The organism is Microbacterium barkeri (assembly GCF_027921765.1).
GTDB lineage: Bacteria > Actinomycetota > Actinomycetes > Actinomycetales > Microbacteriaceae > Microbacterium > Microbacterium barkeri.
Genome location: NZ_BSEJ01000017.1, coordinates 51,183 through 74,831, shown reverse-complemented (window position 1 = coordinate 74,831; position 23,649 = coordinate 51,183). Strand labels below are relative to the sequence as shown.

17 protein-coding genes and 1 pseudogene are annotated in these 23,649 nt (G+C 68.4%); 5 read left to right on the top strand and 13 right to left on the bottom strand.

The window, feature by feature from the left end:
• Positions 1–352: 352 nt before the first annotated feature.
• The 4 genes from PKE79_RS14835 to PKE79_RS14820 form a co-directional block, all read right to left on the bottom strand.
• Positions 353–2,218 carry a cellulase family glycosylhydrolase gene (locus PKE79_RS14835; RefSeq protein ID WP_271174483.1) on the bottom strand — a complete coding sequence of 622 codons (1,866 nt, stop codon included), beginning with the start codon at positions 2,216–2,218 and terminating at the stop codon, positions 353–355.
• A gap of 116 nt (positions 2,219–2,334) precedes the next feature.
• Positions 2,335–3,447: an acyltransferase family protein gene (locus tag PKE79_RS14830; RefSeq protein ID WP_271174481.1), complete on the bottom strand. Its 1,113-nt coding sequence runs from the start codon at positions 3,445–3,447 to the stop codon at positions 2,335–2,337.
• Positions 3,448–3,570: 123 nt separating this feature from the next.
• Positions 3,571–5,598 carry an acyltransferase family protein gene (locus PKE79_RS14825; RefSeq protein WP_271174480.1) on the bottom strand — a complete coding sequence of 676 codons (2,028 nt, stop codon included), beginning with the start codon at positions 5,596–5,598 and terminating at the stop codon, positions 3,571–3,573.
• A gap of 366 nt (positions 5,599–5,964) precedes the next feature.
• Positions 5,965–8,046 carry an acyltransferase family protein gene (locus PKE79_RS14820; protein ID WP_271174479.1) on the bottom strand — a complete coding sequence of 694 codons (2,082 nt, stop codon included), beginning with the start codon at positions 8,044–8,046 and terminating at the stop codon, positions 5,965–5,967.
• Between the two features lie 166 nt (positions 8,047–8,212).
• On the opposite strand from PKE79_RS14820, the gene PKE79_RS14815 reads away from it, so the two are divergent.
• Positions 8,213–8,881, top strand: a complete 669-nt coding sequence (locus PKE79_RS14815) for a GntR family transcriptional regulator (RefSeq protein WP_271174482.1) — start codon at positions 8,213–8,215, stop codon at positions 8,879–8,881.
• An 85-nt stretch (positions 8,882–8,966) separates the two neighbouring features.
• Complete coding sequence (locus PKE79_RS14810; protein WP_271174478.1) at positions 8,967–10,367, top strand: D-alanyl-D-alanine carboxypeptidase family protein; 1,401 nt, start codon at positions 8,967–8,969, stop codon at positions 10,365–10,367.
• Between the two features lie 568 nt (positions 10,368–10,935).
• On the opposite strand, the pseudogene PKE79_RS14805 reads toward PKE79_RS14810, so the two are convergent.
• From PKE79_RS14805 to PKE79_RS14785, 5 genes and pseudogenes are all read right to left on the bottom strand, one after another.
• A pseudogene (locus tag PKE79_RS14805) lies at positions 10,936–12,183 on the bottom strand (IS256 family transposase).
• A gap of 238 nt (positions 12,184–12,421) precedes the next feature.
• Complete coding sequence (locus PKE79_RS14800) at positions 12,422–13,543, bottom strand: hypothetical protein (RefSeq protein WP_271174477.1); 1,122 nt, start codon at positions 13,541–13,543, stop codon at positions 12,422–12,424.
• Between the two features lie 58 nt (positions 13,544–13,601).
• Positions 13,602–14,270: a response regulator gene (locus PKE79_RS14795; RefSeq protein WP_271174476.1), complete on the bottom strand. Its 669-nt coding sequence runs from the start codon at positions 14,268–14,270 to the stop codon at positions 13,602–13,604.
• Positions 14,267–15,439, bottom strand: a complete 1,173-nt coding sequence (locus tag PKE79_RS14790) for a sensor histidine kinase (RefSeq protein ID WP_271174475.1) — start codon at positions 15,437–15,439, stop codon at positions 14,267–14,269. The genes PKE79_RS14795 and PKE79_RS14790 overlap by 4 nt, the downstream gene beginning before the upstream one ends.
• Positions 15,440–15,966: 527 nt before the next feature.
• Positions 15,967–17,103 carry an epoxide hydrolase family protein gene (locus PKE79_RS14785; RefSeq protein WP_271174474.1) on the bottom strand — a complete coding sequence of 379 codons (1,137 nt, stop codon included), beginning with the start codon at positions 17,101–17,103 and terminating at the stop codon, positions 15,967–15,969.
• A gap of 62 nt (positions 17,104–17,165) precedes the next feature.
• Here PKE79_RS14785 and PKE79_RS14780 point away from each other — a divergent pair, with 62 nt between their 5' ends.
• Positions 17,166–18,134, top strand: a complete 969-nt coding sequence (locus PKE79_RS14780) for a helix-turn-helix transcriptional regulator (protein WP_271174473.1) — start codon at positions 17,166–17,168, stop codon at positions 18,132–18,134.
• A 343-nt stretch (positions 18,135–18,477) separates the two neighbouring features.
• Here PKE79_RS14780 and PKE79_RS14775 read toward each other — a convergent pair whose 3' ends face one another.
• Positions 18,478–18,810, bottom strand: a complete 333-nt coding sequence (locus tag PKE79_RS14775) for a DUF7882 family protein (protein WP_271174472.1) — start codon at positions 18,808–18,810, stop codon at positions 18,478–18,480.
• Positions 18,811–18,902: 92 nt separating this feature from the next.
• Positions 18,903–19,535, bottom strand: a complete 633-nt coding sequence (locus tag PKE79_RS14770; RefSeq protein WP_271174471.1) for a VanZ family protein — start codon at positions 19,533–19,535, stop codon at positions 18,903–18,905.
• Positions 19,536–19,667: 132 nt separating this feature from the next.
• On the opposite strand from PKE79_RS14770, the gene PKE79_RS14765 reads away from it, so the two are divergent.
• Together PKE79_RS14765 and PKE79_RS14760 are read left to right on the top strand one after the other, a co-directional pair.
• Entirely contained in the window at positions 19,668–20,501 is an 834-nt protein-coding gene (locus PKE79_RS14765; protein WP_271174470.1) for an alpha/beta fold hydrolase, read from the top strand.
• The gene (locus tag PKE79_RS14760) at positions 20,498–20,941 is read left to right on the top strand and encodes a GbsR/MarR family transcriptional regulator (protein WP_271174469.1); all 444 of its coding nucleotides are present in this window, start codon (positions 20,498–20,500) and stop codon (positions 20,939–20,941) included. Before PKE79_RS14765 ends, PKE79_RS14760 begins: the two co-directional genes overlap by 4 nt.
• Here PKE79_RS14760 and PKE79_RS14755 read toward each other — a convergent pair.
• On the bottom strand, positions 20,938–21,774 hold the full coding sequence (locus tag PKE79_RS14755) for an aldo/keto reductase (RefSeq protein WP_271174468.1): 837 nt from the start codon (positions 21,772–21,774) through the stop codon (positions 20,938–20,940). The two genes, PKE79_RS14760 and PKE79_RS14755, sit on opposite strands and share 4 nt — an antisense overlap.
• Positions 21,775–22,361: 587 nt before the next feature.
• Entirely contained in the window at positions 22,362–23,555 is a 1,194-nt protein-coding gene (gene tuf, locus PKE79_RS14750; protein WP_271174467.1) for an elongation factor Tu, read from the bottom strand.
• Between the last annotated feature and the right edge of the window lie 94 nt (positions 23,556–23,649).

The following is a 23,649-nucleotide window of genomic DNA, read 5'->3' as shown; positions in this document are numbered from 1 at the left end:
GCCCCGTCGTCATCGACGGCCGCAACATCCTCACCCCCACCACCTGGCGCGACGCCGGCTGGACCTACCACGGCATGGGCCGCTGACATGACCCCCCACGTCGCCGTCGTCGTCCGCACCAAGGACCGCCCGCGAAGGCACTGGGCTCTCCGGGCCGCTCCGCTCTCGACCTTGGGAACGGGCAAACAGCAGTAGGGCAAGCTCGGCGCCGGCCGCGCCGGTTCAGCACTTTGCTCAGCAGCCGCGCGAGGATGACGAAGGACAGGGCTTGCAACGGAGCGCGCGCGAGCGCGCCGACCCCCATCTCGCCAGCACTACCGCCCATTGCGCTTCTCGAAAGGCGTTATCCCCATCAGCCAGGTGACACCTCGCGCTCTGGCGCGGACCTGCGGCGGCGCCGCACCATGAGCACCGCAAGGATACTGAGCGTTCCAACAGAAACAAGGACAACCCAGAGGCTGGGTGCGTGAAACAGAGCGAACGCGCTGGCGAGCGGACTCGGCTCATGAAGGCGCCTCATCGCAGGACCCGACGTGGGAACGTAGGCAATTGTCTTCTCAATTTTCCTCTCGGAAAACGTCACTTCCGCACCTCCTCTCACCTCGAGTCGCTCGTCCCCGAGCGGATCAACAATCCGCTTTTCCCCGACGCGGTAGTAGCGCGAAAAGTCGGCGGTCGGATTTGCAGCGCGCTCGAAAGAAGTGAGACCGTCCCCAAAGAATGAGCCGTCCACACGAATCGCCCTGCCGTCCGCGCTTTCCACATGGACGAGGAGTTCCGCGGGGTTCACGATGACGGCGCCGGGGATGTCGCTATACCCAAACGGGTTCGATGCGGGAGAAGTGCGTGCGCGCGCGAACTCAGCGACGCTCGTCGATGTGGCGTCGAACGCCTTTGCCCATCCGTAGATCCTGCCCCGGACGTCGATCCTAGATATTTCGTTATCAAAGAACGCGCCGTGGTGCACCGTAAGCGCATTAGCGTCACGCAGGTAACTGCGGATGAATACACCCGCTTCGCTTAGCTGCTCAGTGTTCCAGCGAGAAATGCCCGCGCCACCGCGAAGCATCGCCGACGTTTCCGGCGTCTTGGATACGCTCCACATCACATGGCTTATGCCGCGCTCATCGAGGAACTTCATCCAATTCCGAACTTCCGCATGATCGAAATCGCCGTCACCTGAGTAGTCCCCAACGCCCCACTCTGTAACAAAGAGCGGTAGACCACTCGCGTGTGCACGCGCAGCTTCCTCTCGCACAGCTCGTTGACCTCCACCTCCCGCGTAGAAGTGAAGCGCGTACGCGACATTGGGGAGACGCAACGCGTCGCGCGCCGCAGTTCCCACTGAACTCGAGAAGTTGGGCGTGCCCACGATGACTAACGCGTTCGGCGACTCCTCCCGTATCACCGGCACGATCTCTTCCGCATAGTTCTTGATGTCGGCCCATCGCACGTCGGGTCGTGGCTCGTTAAATATCTCGTATATGACATTCGGAACCCCGCCGTACCTCTCGGCCATCTTGGCAAAGAAGCGTTTCGCTTCGTCGGCGTGGTTTTGGGCATGGTGGTCATGCCAGTCGACGATGACGTAGATGCCTCGCTCGATCGCCTGGTCCACCACCGAAGCAACGCGCTCGAAATTCTGGGCGGGATTCTGAAGATAGCCGCCGCGATTCGATACGTTCATCGCGGCGCGCACCACCGACACCTGAAAATCGTCCACGAGGGTATTGATCGTGCTTGCTGTGTAGTATTCGCCCGCCCAGTTGCTGTGGAAGAGGCTCGTGCCGCGCAGCTGCGCTGGTTGACCCCGTTCACCCACGACGCGGTTGCCTTCGATTCTGAGCTGACCGAGCACATCAGCTGGGCGGTAAGACACCTTACTGCCCAAGGTCACGTCTGTTAGTTCGTTACCCCGGAAAGCATCGCGCCCAATCTCGCGGATAGTTTCCGGTATGCGGACCGACCTGAGCCCAGTTCCGGCAAAAGCACTGGCATCGATCCTTGTCACGCGCTGACCATCGATCCTTGCAGGGATGGACAGTTCCTCTTCCGAACCGCGATATTGCGTTATGGTCACCCCACCATCGCGGTTGGCGCTCACTTCGTATGGGGATGCAGAGGCCAGCGCGGCGGTTGCGGCCGCCGCGGTCGGTGCGGCCGTCGGCGCAAGAAAGATCGTCATCAAGAGGATGGCGGTCGCGCGCAGGAGCGTCATGAGCGTCACTGGCCTTCTGGTTGGACGACTTCATCTAGGGGAGCGTCGATCTGGAAGGTCCGATGCTACAAGCGGTGTCTGCGCTGTACCTGAAGCGGACGTGTTGACAGAGTCAACTACCGCGACGCAGCCATCATTGTGGTCGACTCTCCGGCGTGGCTGATCTTCTTCCGGAGGGTAGCGAGAGGACGCTCGACAGCGAGGTTCACGCCCCAGGCAAACAGGAAGGTGGCGACAGCAGCGAGGGCTACCTCGACCACATGGGGCAAACCGAGGACATGCTGCACGGCGTACAAGAACGGTGCGTGCACCAAGTACATGACGTACGAGAGCACACCGAGGAACGCGACGGGCTTCCAGTTGAGCACTCGTCCTGCCCACGAGGTCGGTGCAGTGATCAAGTACGCAAAGATTGGAATGAGCAGAAGTCCCTGCACCGTGTAGCCCCACGAATACGCCTCATCCGTGGCGACGATGCGCGAAAATGCAAACGCCATGAAAGCGAGAGTCGACGCGCCGGCGAGAGCTCCGAGGACGCCTCGCCTCGGCAACCTCACGTCTCCATATACGGGATTGAGCACGATCGCGAATATCGCACCCAGCAGTATTCCATCTATCCGCGTGTCGGTCCCGTAATATACGCGCACCGGGTTCACGCCGTCGTGCAACAGCAGCCAACTCCGCCAGACAAGTACGGCTACACAGATGAGCGCCAGAAACAACGCTTGATGTCCACGTCTCGGAAGAAATCGACGCATCGCAACATAAAGAAGAGGAAAGAGCAGGTAGTAATGCTCCTCGACTGCCAGCGACCAAAGCACCCCCAACCCTTCGGGGATGCCTTCGAGTTCAGCGATTTTCCAATAGTTCGCGTAGAAGAATGCTGAGGCTGCCACGCCTCCGGCACTCACTGGCGCCGTCAGAGTCCCGAGCGCTGTCAGGATCAGCCCCAAACAGATCGCGAGGTACATGGGAGGGAAAATGCGTAGAACGCGTCGAAGGTAGAAGTCTCTTAGCGAAAGCCGTTCGTGGCGGTCGTACTCGACCCGCATCAGCGTGGTGATCAGGTACCCGCTGAGAAAGAAGAACACCGTCACGCCTGTCCCACCGCGCACTCCGCCCGGCATCTCTGCATGCGCCCAGAACACGATGGCGACTGAGGCAGCGCGAAGCCCATCGAGCGATGGGATCAGGCCTATGCGGGGCGCGGGCGTTTCACGGTGCGGCACCGCACCAGCATAACGAGCGAGGCGACGACGCGACCGCGGTCGTTCGCGGTGGCGCTTGTTGCTTGGCACAGTCCGCTGCCGCATGTCCTGCGCCCCGCGACGAGGTCGCGCCGGGGTTAGGGTTCACGGGCCGCCGCGGGCTGGGCTCGCGGAAGCTGCGATTCCAGCTTCGATCTCACGCGCGACGAACGGCGCGAGAGTGCTGGAGAACATCCCGGTGAGGTGATGCTCGTCGAAGTAGACCATGACACCACCGATCAGAGCGTGACAACGGTCGTCGTCGCAGACGAATTCCGTCAGATCGACGGTAGTCACCGCGGCTGCCGACTGCGCAGCTTCCCACATCGCGTTCGTTAGATGCACCCCCGCGTCGTCTCGCGGTACGGAGCATGGATCGTCCTCCTGGAGGTGCCGCGCGAGGCAGGAAGGAGTGAAGTTCTTCCGGCTTCCGGGGACGTCATTCACCACGATGACATCGATACCGTCGCGTTCAAATTTGTCCCAGGTGTCGTGAGCCTGCTCCGCGAACAGCTCGTCCATGCCAGCAGGTGCTGCGAAGACGTAGCTCTGGAAGACGACTGCGTCCAGTTCGTCGTCGCGTAATAGATCCTCGTGAACTGACTCAGTCCATTGCAGGCACGTGGCCGACGGCAGATTCCGCTCCCGTGTCGACGAGTGCCCTAGGCACTCCTGCCGCAGGTAGGTCACGACTTCCCATCCGTGCGACCTCCCGTACAAGTCGAGTCCGCTCGATAGCGCCGCCGCGTGCGAGTTGCCGATTATCGCGATGCGCGTCGACCCATCCTCTGCCCCCATGTCGCACTTCGTGACCACCACGTCGTTCGGCCCGCCGAGGCAATCAGTGCCAAGCACGCCGCGATCTCCTTGGCCGAACGCAGTGTCGAACCCAACCGGAGCACGGAAGACGTCTTGGCATTCAGTGTCGACCATCGCTGCAGCACCAAAGCATTCAATACCGCTGTCTGCTGCGCGCATCGCGACAGCCTCCGCCTCAGCCCGCTGCTGCCCGAGAGCGTGGAGCTGTGCGCCGACGACGCAGAGGACCGCAACCATTCCTGCTGCAGCGAATCCGTAGGTTCGTGCGCGGCTGACGCCCCAAACGAAACCTCGCCGGAAAGGGTCCTCCACGAACACCTTTGTTCCCCACGCGAGCACGACGCTCGCGAACAGGATCAAGACGCCGCCTTTCAGTTCTGGGTCGTTCCCACGGATGTATGGGTAAAGGACAACAAGTGGCCAGTGCCAGAGATAGAGGCTGTACGAGAGATCGCCAATGAACTGGACCGGTCCAGTTCTCGCCGCAAACGCAGGCGACCAGACGTTCTTCACCGGCGCGTCGGCCCACACCACGGCAGCACCCCCGAGCACCGGAATCAAGGCAGCGGATCCCGGAAATGGCGTCGCGCCATCCATCAGGAAGCTCGACAACAATATAGCGAGAACTCCACCCCAGCACGCGGCAATTCTAACCACCACGAAGCGCACCGGGGGAAGGAAAGCGAGCAGACCGCCGGCGGCGAACTCCCAGGCTCTCGTGGTGGTCGCGAAATATGCGACCGACGGGCTTGCCGATGTCTCATAGATCGAGAAAGCAAGAGAAGCTACGAATACAACAGCGAGCGCGATCCCGATCCAGCGAGCCCCCTTGAGAAGAAAGACAACACCTACAATTAGGAGCGGCCAAATTACGTAGAACTGCTCTTCAACGGAGAGGGACCAAAAGTGCTGCACGAGCGATGGTTCCGTGTTCTCGGCAGCAAGGTAGTCCACGCTGCTGACCGCGAGCATCCAGTTCTGGACGTATAGCGCGCTCGCGGCAGCCTCCGAGAATGTCTTCTCCCAGAGCACTCTTGGCAGCCACAACGCCGTGGCCACGAGCACGGCGAACAGCACGAGGAACGACGCCGGGAGCAGACGTCGGATGCGCCGCGCCCAGAACCGCGGGACGTCGACCGTACCCGTGCGCATGACCTCGCTTACGAGGTGGCTCGTGATCAGGAACCCAGAAACCACGAAAAACACATCAACGCCGACGTAGCCGCCCGGCACGGTAGTCGGCCAGATGTGATAGGCGACCACCAAGATCACGGCGAGGGCCCTGAGCCCTTGAATATCGACCCGCTTCTGCACCAGTCGAGGCTAGCAAGCGCGATCCGGGCGACCGGTCGTGCCTTGGTCGCTCCACGGCGGAGCTCGCCGCCAGGCCTTGGCGCGGTTGTCGATAAGATCGCCTCTGGAATTCAGGCACCAAGGGGTCTCTCGCCGCTGTCGGATGCGTCCGCCAAGAAGGTTGCCGCAGAGCGCGCGGCCATCACATTGCACCCGAACGGGAAGCTTGCCGAGACCACTCGCTGGTTCTGTTCGGAGGGGCACTGCCCAGTTTTGTCGCTGAGCACATGTTGAAGACTGGCACCGCCCCTCTGACGCCGGTATCAGGTGAGGTGCTTGGCCCCCTGCTGTTGGGAGACGTGGGCTAAGGGCGACCCTTGCATGGCTCTAGCGACTTCGGATCCGCTCCCCGAGCTTCTCCCGCAGCAGCGGCGCCAGCATCTCCGCGTACTGCCGCGTCACGTGCATCTCGTCGCGCATCGTCGGCGTCGTGCCCACGAAAGCCGGGCAGCGACCATCCGCACAGAACCACTCCTCGACGGTGACGTACGCCGCGCCGGCGGACCGCACCGCGGCCCTCTCGCCCTCCGCCACCTCGCGGTAGAGCGCGTCCACCTCATGGACGCAGGCCGAGGGCGATGATCCGGCCACAGCACACTCCCCGAGCGCCTCCCGGCGCGGCGGCGACTGCACGAAGACGACGTCGTCGGTCACCCTCTTCAGCTGCTCCGCGAGACGCTCGGTCTCGAGCGCCCACTGATACACGCCGCCGCCATCGAGCGCGTCGACCGCCGGTTCGAGGTGCCACACCCCGGAGTACAGGTTGCTGACGAAGACGAGATCGGGCGAGAGGCGCTCCACCTCGGCGAGGGCTCCTGCCTGATGCTCCTCGCACGTCCGCTCGTGCTCCGCGTTGTCATACCAGCGCGGGATGTCGACCTGATAGCAGGCGGCCATGGTCAGCGCCTTGACGTTCCAGCCGTCTCCGAGCGCGGCGCGGATCATCGGCAGCAGCACGATGCCCGTCGAGTCGCCCATGACGACAGCCGTGCGCTCTGCCCCCTCGTGGGGGAACCAGCACGCCGACGGGTCGGCGAGATCCACGTTCGAGCAGCCGGCGCCATCCTCTTCCGGCATCCCCTGCACCGCGACATCAGCCGGAGCCGGGTCGAGCGCGGGCCACGCGGTTGCGGCGAGCGCGTCGCGAAGCAGTCCGTCGAGCTGGGCCTGCGAGGTGATCGCCGTAGGCTCCGCCGCGGCGGCCGCCGGTGCAGGAGGTCGCACCGCTCCCGCGGCGACAAGCCCCGCGATCAGCAGCGCGACTCCCCCGATCGTCGCGACCCAGACCATCCGCCCGCTGCCCCGCGCGAGCCATGCCGACCGCCGTACGGGGTTCTCGACCAGGTGATATGTGACGACCGCGAGGACGAGCGTGACCGCGAGCACGACCGCGAGGAACTTCCGCTCGTGCGCATCGAACCGCGGCGCGAGGAACACCACGACCGGGAAGTGCCACAGGTAGAGCGAGAACGAGAGGTCTCCGACATACGTGGAGGCGCGATTCGTGAGGGGCCAGATGTCGGGCTCTCTTCCGCCGGTCCCGCCGGCGATGACGACGGCCGTCGCGACCACGGCGAGCAGCGCGCCGGGCACGGGCATCCCCTCGCTGCCGCTGGTGAGGAGCGCGAACGCGAGGGCGGCGAGACCCACCCAGACGATCCGCGGGCGCCAGGCGTCGCGCAATCGAGCCAGCAGCGGCGCGCCGACCGCCACGAGCGCGCCGAGGGCAAGTTCCCATGCGCGCGTGAGGGATGAGAAGTACGCGATGCCGGGCCGCTGCAGCGTCTCGAGCGCACCCCACGCAAGCGACCCGACGAGGATGGCGCCGAGCGCGATCGCCAGGACGCGACGGCTGGGCACACGGCGACGAGCCGCGAGCAGAAGGCAGAGGATGAGGATGGCCGGCCAGACGAGGTAGAACTGCTCCTCAACGCCGAGCGACCAGTAGTGCTGCAGCGGCGAGACGGCGCCGGTGTCGGCCCAGTAATCGGTGCCCTCGGCCGCGAATCGCCAGTTGCTCACGAAGAAGACCGCGGCGAGCGCGTCGAGTGCGATCGACCGCGCCTGCTCGCCGCCGAGGAGCACCCAGCTTGCGCCGACGGTGACGACGAGCACGACAACCGACGCCGGCATGATCCGGCGGACGCGACGCCGATAGAACTCGGCGAGCGAGATGCGGCCTGTGCGGTCGCTCTCGCGCAGCAGCAGCGCTGTGATGATGAAGCCCGAGATGACGAAGAAGACGTCGACGCCGAGGAATCCGCCCGCGGGCCATCCGACGGCGTGGTTCGCGATGACGGCGAGCACCGCGACGGCGCGCAGACCCTGGACGTCGCGGCGGAGGTGGCTCGGTTCGCGCCCGCCGCTCATGCGGGGCTGTGCGCCGATGCCCTGAGCGAGAGCGGACACGAGGGCCAGTTTAGGGGCGGCGGGCGGAATTCGACCCCGCCGGATCCCGCCCCAGCGCCGGGGATTATGCCAATATGTTCGTACCCTAACAACCCCGTGCGCGAAGTGTCGCAGGGGCCGTACCTTCAGTCGCATACCCGAGTGCGACTGCGAAGGAGTCGATGTGATGCAGCCGCGTATCCGCGCCCACACGGAGTCCCTGACCGACAACGTGTTCCAGCATCTCGCGCGTGAGATCTGCGAGGGGCGCTACTCCCCCGGCGAGGCCCTCGAGCTCGCGGAGATCGCGCAGGAGCTCGGCATCTCGCGCATGCCCGTGCGCGAGGCCATCCGACGCCTCGTTCCGCTCGGGCTCGTGGACGTCGAAGCCAGCCGCTGGACGCGCGTCGCCCCGGTCACGCCGGCATCGACGAAGGCGGCGGCGGAGTTCGCCGCCTACCTGGCGGGCGGCGTCGCGCGGGTCGCCATCCCGAAGCTCGCCGGCACGACCTTGCACGCGGCGGCCTCCGCCGAGCTGGCTGCCCTGGCCTCAGCGGCCGAACCTCGCGACCTGCTCCTGAGCTCGACCCGCTTCGTCAGCGCGCTCGCGCGCGCCGCCGAGAACGAGCACCTTCTCGAAGCGTGGAACGCCGCCCGGATCACGCTGCTGTTCCACGTGGGGCACGTCGTGCGCACGGGTCTGAGCCACGACATCGACATGGCTCCCACCATCTCGCAGCTGAAGCGGGCGTTCGAGGCCGGCGACGGCGCCGAGGTGGCGACGCACCTGCAGGAGTTCTTCCTGCCCGCGGCCTTCGCCGACTGCCGCCCCGCCGTCGAGGAAGGCGCACCGTAGCGCCGCAGCCAGCGCGCGCCATCCGCTCGGGTGCCCGGGTCGCTCCGTTCCCCTCCGCCGTCGGCCCGTCGATACGATCGGGATCATGACTTCCGGGGGGATGGCGCGCGCAGCGCTGGGGCGAGCACGTGCACGAGGGCGGAAGCCGGGTTCCGCGATCCGCAGGCTCGCGAGCGGACTCGCGGCCGCCATCCTGCTCGGCGGGATGGCCGCGGTCGCGCCGAGCGTGACGGTCGCGCCCGCCGCCGCGGCGAGCGCCTCGCCCGACCCGAGCTCGAGCCGCCCCGTCTACCGGTTCTGGAGCCAGGGTTACGAGAACGCCCACTTCTACACGCTCGACCACTCCGAGGCGCAGAGCCTGCACAGCAACGACGGCAACTGGACGTACGAGGGAACGGACTTCCGGGTCTGGCCGCTCGCCTCGGGCGCCTGCCCGGCCGGGACCTCGCCCGTGCACCGATTCTGGTCATCCGCCTACACGTCGCACTTCTACACGATGAACGCGGCAGAGGCCGACGAGGTGCGCCGCACCGACCGCAACTGGACGTACGAGGGCGTGCGGTTCTGCGCCGCGTCGCAGCAGACCGAGGGGACCGTCGCGGTCCACCGGTTCTGGAGCCCGGGCTTCGAGAAGCACTTCTACACCGCCAACGCCGACGAGGCCCAGAAGCTGCGCACGAGCGACCGCAACTGGACGTACGAGGGCGTCGCGATGTACGCGCCCACCTCGGGGGCGGCGTCGCCTCCGATCACGGGCCAGCCGGCACCTCGCGTCGGCTGCCAGTCACCCGACATGCCCGCGGCGCTCGCCGCCCACGACGCGGGGCGCATCACGCAGCTCTTCGGCGGGGCGGGCGCGCTGCGCGACGCGATCGCCGACGGCCGCGCGGCGTGCGTGCCGCTCGACGATCCGGCGCTGCCGTGGGTCGTCGTGAACAAGCAGCGCCCCGTGTCTCCGCTCGACTACGTCCCCGCGTCGCTCACCGTGCCATCCGGCTCTCTCGTCGACGGCGGCATCCGCTCCGACGCCGTCGGATCGTTCGAGCAGCTGCAACGCGACGTCGCCGCATCGGGCGCCGGCCGCATCGCGCTGACGAGCGGCTACCGCTCGTACGGCACCCAGGCGGGCATCCACCGCTACCAGGTCGAGACGCTCGGCCAGGAGCAGGGCGAGCGCCTCGCGGCCCGGCCGGGCTACAGCGAGCACCAGCTCGGCCTCGCCGCGGATGTCGTGTCGTGCGGCGGCGGATGCGGCTCGCTGTACAGCTTCGCCGGCACCGCGCAGGAGCGCTGGGTGCGCGAGAACTCGTGGCGCTACGGGTGGATCGTGCGCTACGAGTCGGGCCAGACCGGCACGACCGGGTACAACGCCGAGCCGTGGCACCTGCGGTACATCGGCCCCGACCTCGCGCGGGTCTACCACGACGGCGGGTACCACTCGCTCGAGGCGTTCTTCGGGCTCCCGGCGGCGCCGGAGTACCGGTGACGCGGGAGGTCCCTTGCCCGCAGCAGACTGGATGCACCTCCGGCGACGTCGGCGCTCCTTCCGGGCGTTGGCGCGCTGGTGCCCCTTCCGGGCGTTGAGCGAGCTGGTGCCCCTTCCGGGCGTTGAGCGAGCGAAGCGAGATGAAACGCCGCCGAAGAACGGTCACCACGTTTCGTCTCGGTCGCTGGCGCTCCCTCGCTCAACGACCGAGGGGGAGGCACCGGCGCTTCCGCTCGGGAGGTTGAGCGAACGAAGCCCCTTCCGGACGTTGAGCGAGCGAAACCCTTCCGGTCGTTGAGCGAGCGAAGCGAGACGAAACGCCGCCGAAGAACGGTCACCACGTTTCGACTCGGTCGCTGACGCTCCCTCGCTCAACGACCGGAGGGAGGTAGCGGCACTCCCGCTCGGGAGGTTGAGCGAACGAAGCCCCTTCCGGTCGTTGAGCGAGCGAAGCGAGACGAAACGCCGCCGAATAACCGTCACCACGTTTCGTCTCGGTCGCTGGCGCTCCCTCGCGGTCAAGCCCCAGGATGTGGTGTAGCTCGGGTTCCTTCGAACTGTTGATGGGTTAGGCGCTGAGCTCGAGGACGATGTCGGTGTCCACCTCGCCTCCGGTGTCGGCGACGAGGGTGAGGCGGGATTTGGCGAGGATGTCGAGGCCGAGGTAGCGGCGGCCTTCGGCCCATTCGTCGGTCTGCTCGGCGAGCACCGCGCCGACGAGGCGGATGATCGCGTCCCGGTTCGGGAAGATGCCCACCGAGTCGGTGCGGCGGCGGATCTCACGGTTGAGCCGCTCGTTCGGATTATTGGACCAGATCTGCTGCCAGAGGCCCTCTGGGAACCCGGTGAAGGCGAGGATGTCGGCCCGGGCGGTGTCGAGGTGCTCGAACGCGTCGGGCAGCTTCTGGTCGACGTAGTCCAGCAGCCGATCGAACTGCGCGTGCACGGCATCCGCGTCGGGCTGGTCGTAGACGGAGTGCAGCATCGCCTTCACCGCCGGCCACATGGTCTTCGGCGTCACGGACATCAGGTTCGCGGCGTAATGGGTTCTGCACCTTTGTCAGACAGCTCCAGGCAGGTTCGCCGCGATCGCCTCGACAAGCCCCTGGTGCGCGTCGGAGGTGACGAGGCGGACGCCACCGAGTCCGCGGGCGACGAGGTCGGCGAAGAACGAGTTCCACGCCGCGCCGGTCTCGCTGGTCGCGACCCGCAGGCCGAGGACTTCGCGGCGGCCGTCGGCGTTCACACCGGTCGCGATCAGCACGACGGCGTTGATGACGCGGCCGCCCTCGCGGACCTTCATCGTGAGCGCGTCGGCGGCGACGAACGTGAACGGGCCGGCGTCGCCGAGCGGGCGGTGGCGGAACTGGTCGACGTGCTCGTCGAGCTCCGCCGCCATCCGTGAGACCTGCGACTTCGACAGCGAGTGGATCCCGAGGGTCTTCACCAGCTTGTCCATCCGACGGGTCGAGACCCCGGCCAGGTAGCAATCCGCGACGACGGTGATCAGCGCGGTCTCCGCACGTTTGCGGCGCTCCAGCAGCCACTCCGGGAAGTACGTGCCCTGACGCAGCTTCGGGATCGCGACGTCGATCGTGCCGACCCGGGTGTCCAGGTTCCGGTGTCGGTAGCCGTTGCGCTGCGTCGTGCGGTCGTCGCTGCGTTGGCCCCATTCCGCGCCGACCACGGCGTCCGCGTCGGCCGAGAGGAGTGCGTTGATCATGGTCTGCAACAGCGAACGCATGAGATCCGGCGACGCGTCGGTCAGGGCTTCGCTGAGCAGGCCGGCAGGGTCGACAATATGAGGTGCGGTCATCGTGAAGATGCCTTTCGAGTGGGTTGTAGGAGATTCCTCGAAGGGACTACACGGTGACCGCGCCCACGTCTACGACGAGACCGGCCACCGCGAACTACACCACGTTAAGGGGCACTACTTCCCTCGCTCAACGACCGAGGGGAGGTACCGGCACTCCCTCGCTCAACGACCGGGGGAAGGCACCGGCGCTCCCTCGCTCAACGACCGGGGGGGGGGGAAGACAGCCGAGCTCCCGCGCTCACCGCACCTCGGCCATCCGCTTCCGCGCATACCCCCACGTCGCGAGGGCGAGCAGCGGACCCCAGGCCCAGAACGGCAGCACGAGCGCGCTCGCGCCGTGCAGCTGCCCCGAGACGATCAGCCCGAGCTCCTGCACGCCGCCGGCGGTGAAGAGCACCGCGACCGAGAGCGCCGGCACGACCGCGAGCGCGATCGGAACGGGCTGCCCGCCGATGCCGGGCACCCACCGCGGCGCGCGCTCGCCCCACGGCAGCACGAGGCCGAGTGTGAGCACGGCTCCGAGCAGCATCGCCGCCCCGAGCAGCAGCCCCGTCACGAACATGTCGGGGTGCTCCGCGAAGGCCTCGAGGTCGCCTCCGAAGAGCGGCCACGGCGTGAGCCAGGTCAGACGCGCGACGACGTACGGCGCGGGGCACAGGGCCGCGAACACCGTGATCACCACGCGATGCCGCTGCACGAACGCGCCCATGCGCGGGAGCGCGGCCGCCGTCGAGGTCGCGGCCCAGCCCATCCAGACTCCGGCGAACACGGTGAGCCCGAGCGCCCCGACGAAGCGGACCGGGTCGTCGAGGACGCTCTCGGTGAACCGGGCGTAGAACATCCCGATCGGGAACACCCCCGTCACCGCGAGCACGACGACGGCGACGACGGGCACCGCGAGCGCGACCGCTGCGAGCGGACGCCGCCGCGCGAGCAGCGCGATCACCACGACGACGCCGATCGGCACGAGGGTCGCGAGCGTGTACCCCGCGATGACGATGCCGTCGAATCCGACGAGGCCGAGTGCGACGGCAAGCGACGCGATGAGCGCGAACGCGGGTGCCGCGCGGTCGAGCGACCGCCATCCGGCGAGCGAGGCGAGCCCCGCAGCGAGCGCGAGCACTCCCGCGAGCGCGAGGATGGCGCCCGCCGCGGAGGACGCGAACGGCGCGGGCCCGCCGAGCAGCTGCTCGAGCGGAGTGCCGCCCTCCGCGAACGGGCCGGCGTCGGGAGCGACGAGCCACACCCCCGCGGCGGCGAGCGCCACGGTCGCGAGCGCGACGCCGACCCACGTGAGCGGCCGCGACGCGGGCGGGCGGATGGTCGGAGCCGGGTTCGGAATCTGCGTGCGAATGTCCATGGCTCCACGGTCGCGCGGAGACCCCGTGCCGCGCTTCGCCCGTGGGAGCGGGAGCGGATCACCCGCGCGGGTGAGGCTGAGCGCCCGGCTCGACGACGCCGTGCTCGTACGCCCAGATGACGACCTGGATCCGATCCGCGAGGCCGAGCTTCGCGAGGATCGCCTTCACGTGCGTCTTGACCGTGTTGCCCGTGAGGTACAGCGCCCGCCCGATCTCGTCGTTCGACGCTCCGCGTGCGAGCATCAGCGCGACCTCGCGCTCGCGCGGGCTGAGCACGGCAAGCGGGTCGCCGCCTGCAGGAGCCGCCTGCCTCCGCACGTGCTGCAGCAGGAGCGCCGTGGCCCGCGGCGCCATGACGGCATCGCCCGCGGCCACCCGCACGATCGCGTCGACGAGCGCGTCGGGGCGCGCGTCCTTCGTGAGGAACCCGCTCGCTCCGGCGCGGATGGCACCGAACACGTACTCGTCGACGTCGAACGTCGTCAGCACGAGCACGCGGGTCGACGGGCGCACCCGCCGCACTTCCTCGGTCGCGCGGATCCCGTCCATCCCGGGCATCCGCACATCCATCAGCACCACGTCGACGTCGTGCGCGCGCACGTGCTCGACCGCGGCCGCGCCATCCGCCACTCCCCCGACGATCTCGAGGCGCGCGTCCGCGCCGAGGATGGTCGTGAGCGCGTCGCGGAGGAGCTCCTGATCATCGGCGAGCAGCACCCGGATCATGCGCCCTGCTCCACCGGCATCGTCACCTGCACCGTCCATCCCGCTCCCCTGCGCACTTCGAGCACGCCGCCCGCCTGGCGCACGCGCTCGGCCATCCCGATGAGTCCCGTGCCGCCGCCCGGATCGTCGCGCCGGCCGGAGCCGCCGTCATCCGCGACCGTGAGGCGCACATCGCGCTCGCCCCATGTGAGCTCGACGCGCACCTCGACCGGCGGACGCACGTGGCGCACGGCGTTGGTGATCGCCTCCTGCGCGGCGCGGTAGAGCGCGAGCTGGGCGTCGGGCGCGAGCGGGAGCGGATGCCCGGTCTCGATGAACGAGAGGCGGTGATCGGATGACCCCGCGCCGGCCACGAGAGCGGCGAGCGACGCGAGGTCCGGGGCGGGCGCGGTCTCGTCGAGCGCGCTTCGACCGGCATCCGCCTCGTCGAGCACGCGGAGCATCCCGCGCAGCCCCTGCATCGCCGAGCGCCCGGTGTCGGCCACGCGGGCGAGGGCATCCGCCGCACGCGGCTCGCTCGTGAGCACGCGCGCCGCCTCGGCCTGGGCGATCATGACCGTGAGCGAGTGCGACACGACGTCGTGCAGGTCGCGCCCGATCCGCGCGCGCTCGGCGGCGAGAGCATCCCGCACCTGCTGCCGCTCGCGCTCGGCCGTCGCGAAGCGGCGTCGCCGCGCCGACCTTCCGAGCGCCCACGCCGCGCCCACGACCGCGGCGAGCGCGATGACCTCGAAGGCGATGAGCGCCGGGTCGGCCTGCCGCGTCGAGACGACGTCGACGCCCGTGATGACGAACGCGCCGACGATGCCGACGACCAGCGCCGCGACGGCCGTCGCACGCCCCTGGGTCGACGCGACCTGCCACTCGAGCAGGAGGAACGCCACCGCGGACGGCACGAGGGCGGCGCTCGACGTTCCGGCGTCGGCCATGAGGGCGAGTGCGAGCATCACCGCGGCCCCGACGGCGAACGCCATCCGCGGCAGCCACGGCGATGCGAAGGCGGCCGCGTGGAGCACGACAGCGAGCGCGCCGATCCACGTCGCCCACGCCCCGCCCTGTACGGGCGCGACGAGCTGTACGAGCATCGCGATCGTCATCGGCAGGGCGATCGCGCACAGGAGCGCCGCCGCGACGAGCGGCCCGCGACGGTCGGCGTCGGTTGCGGTCACGGCTCCATCGTGCCGCGCCCCGGCACCGCCGCGCCTCCCCCGCGCGGGTGAGGGGCGGCGGGGGTGGGGTGGGGTGATGAGTGCCGCTTCGGGATGTGGAGCGGGCGGGTGCCGTCTCCCCGGGCGTTGAGCGAGCGAAGCGAGTCGAAACGCCGCCGAACCCGAAGAACCGTCACCACGTTTCGTCTCGGTCGCTGGCGCTCCCTCGCTCAACGACCGGGGAAGAGCAATCGCTCAGGTCGCAGAAGCCGTCCCACAACCAGCGTTTAGGGACCGAAACTGCGACCCGAACACCACGGCCCAACCGCTCAGGTCGCAGAAGCCGTCCCCCAACCAGCGTTTAGGGGCCGCAACTGCGACCTGAACAGCCGACCCAACTGCCCAGGTCGCAAAGACCGTCCTCAACCCCGCGTTTAGGGGCCGAAACTGCGACCCGAACAGCCAGGGGCGGCCGAGGGGACAGCCAGGGGCGGCCGAGCAACCCCCGGTGCGGCCGAGAGACACCCCCTGGTGCGGCCGAGCAACCCTCAGCTGAGCCCGCGGAGGAACCCCCGCAGATCCGCGACGAGCAGCTCCGGCGCATCCATCGCGGGGAAGTGACCACCCTCAGTGAAGTCGCTCCAGTGCTCGATGCGGTTCGCCGGATCCATCGTGCGACGCAGCAGCGGGTGCGTGTCGAACGCCGCCCAGGCCGAGGGCACCGGGCCGCCCATGAGCGGCATCACCCCCGAATGCGCGCCCTCGTAGTAGAACTGCGCACTCGATGCGCCGCTGCGGGTGAACCAGTACAGGCTCACGTCGGCGAGGAGCTGGTCGCGATCCACCACCGGCGCGCCGTACCCGTCGCCCGACCGCACCTTGAACTTCTCCCCGATCCACGCGAGGAGCCCCACGGGTGAGTCTGTCAGCGCCGCACCGATCGTGTCGGGGCGGTGGTTGTGCATCTCGAGGTAGCCGCGCTCGGCGGCGCTCGCTGCCAGGATCGCGTCGAGCTCCGCAGCCTCGACCTCCGACAGCCCGTCGGGTCGCGGGAAGACCGCACCCACGAGCCCGAGCACCGCCCGGTCGATGCCGAGGTGCATGCCGATCACGCGCTCGGGGTAGACCGCGGCGAGACGGCCGGCGACGCCGGACCCGATGTCGGTGCCGTGGACCGCGAACCGCTCGTAGCCGAGCCTCGACATGATCTCGGCGAAGGCATCCGTCGTCCGCGCGAGCTCCCATCCGGTGCTCGCGAGCGGAGTCGAGAAGCCGAACCCGGGCGGTGAGGCGATCACGAGGTGGAAGTCGTCGGCGAGCAGCGGGATGATCCGCTCGTACTCGATGAACGAGCCGGGCCATCCGTGATTCAGGAGCAGCGGCGTGGCGGCGGGGTCAGACGATCGCACGTGCACGACGTGGAGGGTCTGGCCGTCGACGACGGTCGTCAGCTGCTCGAGCTCGTTGAGCCGAGCCTCCTGCGCACGCCAGTCGAACCCGTCGCGCCAGTACTCCGCGAGCTCGCGGAGGTACGGAAGCGGGATGCCCCGGCTGAAGTCATGCGGGTCGTCGCGACCCGGCACCGGGTGCGGCCAGCGCGTGCGCGCGAGCCGGTCACGGAGATCGTCGAGGTCGGCCTGCGGGATGTCGATGCGGAAGGGTGTGAGAGCTGTGCTTTCGGTCATGACATCGACGCTTCCAGGCAATGCGGACGATGAGCTTCCGCGATTCGGAGGATGATCGAGGCATGCTGGAGACCTCGGCCCGCCTGCTCGAGCTGCTCTCACTCCTTCAGGCGCGACGCGACTGGACGAGCTCGGCGCTCTCGGAGCGCCTCGGCGTGAGCACGCGGACCGTGCGCGCCGACATCGGCCGCCTGCGCGCGCTCGGCTATCCGGTCGACGCGCGCCCGGGCGTCTCGGGCGGGTACCGCCTCGCCGCCGGCACGGCGATGCCGCCGCTTCTCCTCGACGACGACGAGGCGGTCGCCGTCGCGCTCGGGCTCGGGCTCGGCGCGATCGTGACCCGGGGCGTCGGCGTCGAGGAGACATCCCTCACCGCCCTCGCGAAGCTCGAGCAGGTGCTGCCGTCGCACCTGCGCCGGCGTGTCGAGGCCGTGCGCGCGGCGACGAGCGCCGTGCCCGATCCGGGCGGGCCGGTCGAGCTCCCCGTGCTCGGCGCAGTCGCGGCGGCCATCCGCAGCCATGAGCGGCTGCGCTTCGGATACACGACGCATGACGGCCGCACCGAGCCGCGCCACGTCGAGCCGCAGCGGCTCGTGAACTGGGGGCCGCTCTGGTACCTGCTCGCGTGGGATCTCGCTCGCGACGACTGGCGCATCTTCCGCGTCGATCGGATGGTGCCGCACACGCCGACGGGCGCGCGGTTCCGACCGCGGGTCATCCCCGAAGAGGAGGTCGTGAACTTCGTCGTGCGCCGCGTCGCGCGGTCGACCTGGACGTACCGCGCGCGCGTGATCGTGCACGCGCCGGCCGCCGAGGTCGCCGCGCGGATCCCCATCCCGATCGAGATCGAGGAGATCGACGAGAGCACGTGCCGTTTCGAGCTCGGCTCGCACGACCCCGACCGGCTCGCGCTCTCACTGACGCAGCTCGGCGCGGACATCGAGGTGCTCGAAGGCGACGAGGTCGTCGCGGCGCTCGAACGGCTCGCCGCGCGCCTCCAGCGGGCGGCGGGCGGCGCTTCCGGTCGTTGAGCGAGGGAAGCGAGACGAAACGGGGTGAGCTGTGGAGGAACGGTCACCGCGTTTCGACTCGGTCGCTGGCGCTCCCTCGCTCAACGACCGGGGAGAGTGCGCTCGCGCTCCTCGCTCAACGACCGGGGACAGTGCGCTGGCGCTCCCTCGCTCAACGACCGGGGAGAGGGCGCTCGCGCTCCCTCGCTCGACGACCGGGACGAGCGCCTCCTGAGCCCGCACCATCCGGATATGCGAAACGGGCCGAACGTCCCCCGGCGTTCGGCCCGTCTCCTCTCGGTCATATTCGCTGCGCGTCATCCCCTGTGCCCGGCTCCCCCACCGGATGCAGGTGCCTGCCCCTTCAGGCGGCGCGCGGCAGATCCCGGCGTCGTGCAGACGCCGACTCGGCCATGAGCTCGGTCACGTCGAGCCCACGGTTCGAGTTCGCCGCCTCGACGAGCTGCACGAGCAGCTCCCGGTCGAGTCGACCATCCGTCTCCTCGTCGAGGACGATGCGGATCGGGATCGCGGAGTTGACCCACATCGTCTCGCGCGAGCCATCCGCGGCGCGGCAGGTGAGGGAGAACGACTCCCCGCGCCGCAGCTTGGTGATGACGACGGCCTGGACGTGCGCGAGGAGCCGGTCCTCGATCTCGATCGCCTGGTCGCTCGTGCCGTAGAAGATCCTGCCCATGACGTGCCCCCTCGTTCGTCGACCTGTGAGCGTCTGCCCACACTTCGGAGGTTACTAGACATGGAAGCGATTAGCCAAGTTAACTTTTCGTTTCAGAACGGGAGCCGCTCGGTCGGGGCGTCCTGGGGGTCGCGCCAGGCGGGCCGCTGCTCGAAGATCCGCGTCGCCGGGTCGGGCTCCCGCTGCGTCACGCGCTGCTGCGGAAGCGGATGCTGCCGGGCGCGGATGATCTCCGCGTCGCGCTCCCAGATGGCACGCGCGATGATCCGCCGGTCGCGCGCATAGATCATGGCGCGCATCGTCATCGCGAAGAGGAGGCCGATGTAGCCGCCGGTCGTGTTCGCGAAGACGTCGAGGATGCTCGAGACGCGCGACTCGAGGGCCGTCGCCTGCGTGAACTCGATGAAGCCGGAGTAGCCGGGCACGAGGAACAGCGCGAGCCACCATCCGCGCCGCGGCAGCGCGAGACCGAGGAAGAAGCCGAGGGGCACGAACATGCCGATGTTCGCCGTGAACTCGAGCTCGTCGAAGCCGAACGACTCGGGCACGCCGAAGCGGTACAGCACGTTCAGCACACGGTCGGCGATGCCGCCGAACTCGAGGTCGCTCGGGTTGGGCCAGAGCGTGACGAGAGCGACGAAGCCCGCGTAGACGAGAAGAAGGAGCGTGGCGACCCACAGGCGAGCGCGACTGCGGGGCGGCTTCGGTCCGAGGACGTCGGTCATGCGGTGCCTCCTCTGGAGCAGATGATGCCCTCGACGATAGGCGGTGTCACCTGGCAATCATCGGTGCCTCGGGTAACGGTTGGGTGACCGGGGTGGGTGGCCGCGTCGTGTCGGATGGGTTATTTTCAGAAAGTGGTGAATTTGACGAAGCGGCTCGAGAGAGGGGACGCGCAGCTCGCGTACGAGGACGCAGGCAGCGGCGAGCAGGCCGTCGTCTTGCTCCACGGGGCGGGCCTCGACCACACGATGTTCGACGACCAGGCCGGCGCCCTGATCGAGCGCGGCATCCGCGTCGTCGTCTGCGATCTGCGCGGGCACGGAGAATCCGCGATGGAGGCGGGCACGCGCTTCGCCGCGCAGGACGCGCTGCGGGATCTCGACGCTCTTCTCTCGGCCTGCGACCATCCGTCGCCGGTGCTCGTGGGGCATTCGCTCGGCGGCAACCTCGCCCAGGCCTTCACGCGTGCGCACCCTGATCGCGTGAGCGGTCTGATCGTGCTCGGGTCGACGTGGAACACCGGCCCTCTGTCCGCGATGGAGCGGCTCGGCCTCCGGCTCGCCGCGCCTGCGCTCGCGGCGATGCCGGCGCGGACCATGGCGCGCCTGATGGCCCGTGCGTCGGCTGTGCGGCCGGAGGCGGTGACTCGAGCCGAGTCGGTGTTCGCGCGGATGCCCAAGCGCGTCTTCCTCGACGTCTGGCGGGCGACGACCTCGTTCGTGCAGCCGGATCCCACCTACCTCTCCCCCGTGCCGCTCGGCCTCGTGCGCGGCGCGGAGGATCGAACGGGGAACATCGCGTCGGCGATGGCGCGGTGGGCGGCGGCCGAGGACGTGCGCGAACGGGTCATTCCCGGCGCCGGGCATATCCTCACCTGGGATGCGCCCGCGGAGACGTCTCGCGCGTTGTGCGAGATCCTCGACGAGTGGCGTGCCGCGAAGCCCGGGCCCTTGGGGCGGCGCGGATGAGCGCGGACCGCGAGCAGTTCATCGACGCGATGGGCGACAGACTCGCCGCGTGGAACCTCCCTCGCGCAACCGGCCGAGTCTACGGCTATCTCCTGCTCCAGGATGAGCCGTCCCGCGCAGAGGAGTTGCGCGCCGAACTCTCGCTCAGTGCGGGAGCCGTGAGCACCGCCGTCCGCGAGCTCGTGGCGTGGGGGCTCGCCCGGACCATCCCCCAGCCCGGCAGCCGGCGCCTCCTCATCGAGGCGACAGGCGGATTCGAGAGCCTGCTCGCGGCGAGCCATGAGCGCGCACGCGCGTTCATCCGCACGCTGCAGGCGGCCGAGAGCCTCACCGAGACGCCCGAGACCGCAGACCGACTGCACGACGTGACCGAGCTGTTCACGTCGTACGTCGAGGCGGGCGAGCACGTGCTGCGTGCACGAGCTCGCCGCGCGACCTAGAACTCCTCGTACTCGGCGGGGTCCTGGTCGGCGAGTCGGCCATCCGCGCGCCCGAGCGCCGTGATCGCCGCGATGTCGTCCTCGTCGAGCTCCACCTCGAGCGCGCCGAGGTTCTCGAGCTGCCGCTCGTCGCTCGCCGCCTTCGGGATCGGGATCGACACCCGCGCGATCGCCCATGCGAGCACCGTCTGGCCGGGTGTCGCGCCGTGCTTGCGCGCGATGTCGACGATGACCTCGTTCTCGAGGAGGTCGTTGCCGCGCCCGAGCGGACTCCAGGCCTCGGTGAGGATGCCGTGCTCCGCATCGAACCGCAGCAGCTCCTCCTGCGGGAAGTACGGGTGCATCTCGATCTGGTTCACCTCGGGCAGCACGCCGGTCTCGCGCTCGAGCCGCTCCAGGTGCTCGGGCAGGAAGTTGCACACCCCGATCGCCTTCACGAGCCCGCGCTCGCGCGCCTCGATGAGCGCCTCCCACGCCTCGACGTACCGATCGGTCTTCGGGTTGGGCCAGTGGATGAGATAGAGGTCGAGATCGCCGAGCCCAGACCGGAACACGCTCTCCTCGATCGTCTCCAGCGCCTCGTCGTACGCGTGATGCCGACCCGGGAGCTTCGACGTGGCGATGACCTCGTCGCGGTCGATCCCGGCCCGCCGCACCCCCGCGCCGACCGTGCCCTCGTTCTCGTAGTTGAAGGCAGAGTCGATGAGCCGGTAGCCCTTCTCGATGGCGCGCGCGACGCCATCCGCGCCATCCGATCCCTTGAGGCGGTAGGTTCCGAATCCGAGGACGGGCAGCTCGAGCCCGCCATGTGCAGTCCAGGTGGGGATGGTCATGCGTCTTTCCTAGACGGCGACGGCGGATGGCGCGAGCGGCTTGACACCGCGATTGGATGTCGCGGCGGTTCTCGCGGGTCGGTGGCGAGCTTCGCCTCCCGGTCGTTGAGCGAGGGAGCGCCAGCGACCGAGACGAAACGCCCCGACCCCGGCCGTTGAGCGAAGGAGCGCCAGCGACCGAGACGAAACGACGCCTCCCGGTCGTTGAGCGAGGGAGCGCCAGCGACCGAGACGAAACGACGCGACCGACCCTCGAAAGGTCACCACGTTTCGACTCGCTCCGCTCGCTCAACGACCGGAAGGTGCCCATCCGCTCGCCCCCGGTCGTTGAGCGAGGGAGCGCCAGCGACCGAGACGAAACGACGCGACCGACCCTCGAAAGGTCACCACGTTTCGACTCGCTCCGCTCGCTCAACGACCGGGGCAGGGCCATCCGCCGCGGGGGCTTGCCGCGAGTGGCCGGCATCCGCCATCCTCACCGGCCGATCGCGGCAAATGCCCGCACGTGGACGCGATAGAACCGCGGACACACGAAAGCGGGGCCGCCCCGAAGGGCGACCCCGCTGACGAAGCAGGTTCGGAAGAACTTACTTGATGATCTTGGTCACCGTGCCGGCGCCGACGGTGCGGCCACCCTCACGGATCGCGAAGCCGAGGCCCTCTTCCATGGCGATGGGCTGGATGAGCTCCACCGTCATGTCCGTGGTGTCGCCGGGCATGACCATCTCGGTGCCCTCAGGCAGCGTGATGACGCCGGTGACGTCCGTGGTGCGGAAGTAGAACTGCGGGCGGTAGTTCGTGTAGAAGGGGTTGTGACGGCCACCCTCGTCCTTCGAGAGGATGTACGCGGTGCCCTCGAAGTTGGTGTGAGGGGTGACCGAGCCCGGCTTCACGACGACCTGGCCGCGCTCGACGTCCTCGCGCTTGAGGCCACGGAGGAGAAGACCGCAGTTCTCGCCGGCCCACGCCTCGTCGAGCTGCTTGTGGAACATCTCGATACCCGTGACCGTGGTCTTCTGCGTCGGGCGGATGCCGACGATCTCGACCTCGGAGTTGATGGCGAGCGTGCCACGCTCGGCGCGGCCCGTGACGACGGTGCCACGACCGGTGATCGTGAAGACGTCCTCGATGGGCATGAGGAACGGCTTGTCCTTGTCACGCACCGGGTCCGGGATGGACTCGTCGACGGCCTCCATGAGGTCGAGGATCGACTGCGTCCACTTCTCGTCGCCCTCGAGAGCCTTGAGGCCCGAGACGCGGACGACGGGAGCGTTGTCGCCGTCGAAGTCCTGCGACGAGAGGAGCTCGCGGACCTCGAGCTCGACGAGCTCCAGGATCTCCTCGTCGTCGACCATGTCGGCCTTGTTCAGCGCGACGAGCAGGTAGGGAACGCCGACCTGCTTCGCGAGCAGAACGTGCTCACGGGTCTGAGCCATGGGACCGTCAGTCGCGGCGACCACGAGGATCGCGCCGTCCATCTGGGCGGCACCGGTGATCATGTTCTTGATGTAGTCGGCGTGACCCGGGGCGTCGACGTGAGCGTAGTGACGCTTCGGCGTCTCGTACTCGACGTGCGAGATGTTGATCGTGATGCCGCGCTGGCGCTCCTCAGGAGCGGAGTCGATCGACGAGAAGTCGCGCTGCACGTTGGTCGCCGACGGGAACTTGTCAGCGAGCACCTTCGAGATCGCCGCGGTGAGCGTCGTCTTGCCGTGGTCGACGTGACCGATCGTTCCGATGTTCACGTGCGGCTTGGTGCGCTCGAACTTGGCCTTAGCCACTGGGTCCTCCTCAGGACGGTCGTGCAGAGATCACGGTCGCCGGATTGCGACCGGGCCTCTACGGGGATGTTTCACAGTCTAGTAGAGACTCGTT

Excerpts from the sequence above, each read along its gene's own strand:
- PKE79_RS14835 (WP_271174483.1), bottom strand. The coding sequence starts at position 2,218 with ATGACGCTCCTGCGCGCGACCGCCATCCTCTTGATGACGATCTTTCTT.
- PKE79_RS14815 (WP_271174482.1), top strand. The coding sequence starts at position 8,213 with ATGCAGCCGCGTATCCGCGCCCACACGGAGTCCCTGACCGACAACGTG.
- PKE79_RS14810 (WP_271174478.1), top strand. The coding sequence starts at position 8,967 with ATGACTTCCGGGGGGATGGCGCGCGCAGCGCTGGGGCGAGCACGTGCA.
- PKE79_RS14800 (WP_271174477.1), bottom strand. The coding sequence starts at position 13,543 with ATGGACATTCGCACGCAGATTCCGAACCCGGCTCCGACCATCCGCCCG.
- PKE79_RS14795 (WP_271174476.1), bottom strand. The coding sequence starts at position 14,270 with ATGATCCGGGTGCTGCTCGCCGATGATCAGGAGCTCCTCCGCGACGCG.
- PKE79_RS14785 (WP_271174474.1), bottom strand. The coding sequence starts at position 17,103 with ATGACCGAAAGCACAGCTCTCACACCCTTCCGCATCGACATCCCGCAG.
- PKE79_RS14780 (WP_271174473.1), top strand. The coding sequence starts at position 17,166 with ATGCTGGAGACCTCGGCCCGCCTGCTCGAGCTGCTCTCACTCCTTCAG.
- PKE79_RS14775 (WP_271174472.1), bottom strand. The coding sequence starts at position 18,810 with ATGGGCAGGATCTTCTACGGCACGAGCGACCAGGCGATCGAGATCGAG.
- PKE79_RS14770 (WP_271174471.1), bottom strand. The coding sequence starts at position 19,535 with ATGACCGACGTCCTCGGACCGAAGCCGCCCCGCAGTCGCGCTCGCCTG.
- PKE79_RS14760 (WP_271174469.1), top strand. The coding sequence starts at position 20,498 with ATGAGCGCGGACCGCGAGCAGTTCATCGACGCGATGGGCGACAGACTC.
- PKE79_RS14755 (WP_271174468.1), bottom strand. The coding sequence starts at position 21,774 with ATGACCATCCCCACCTGGACTGCACATGGCGGGCTCGAGCTGCCCGTC.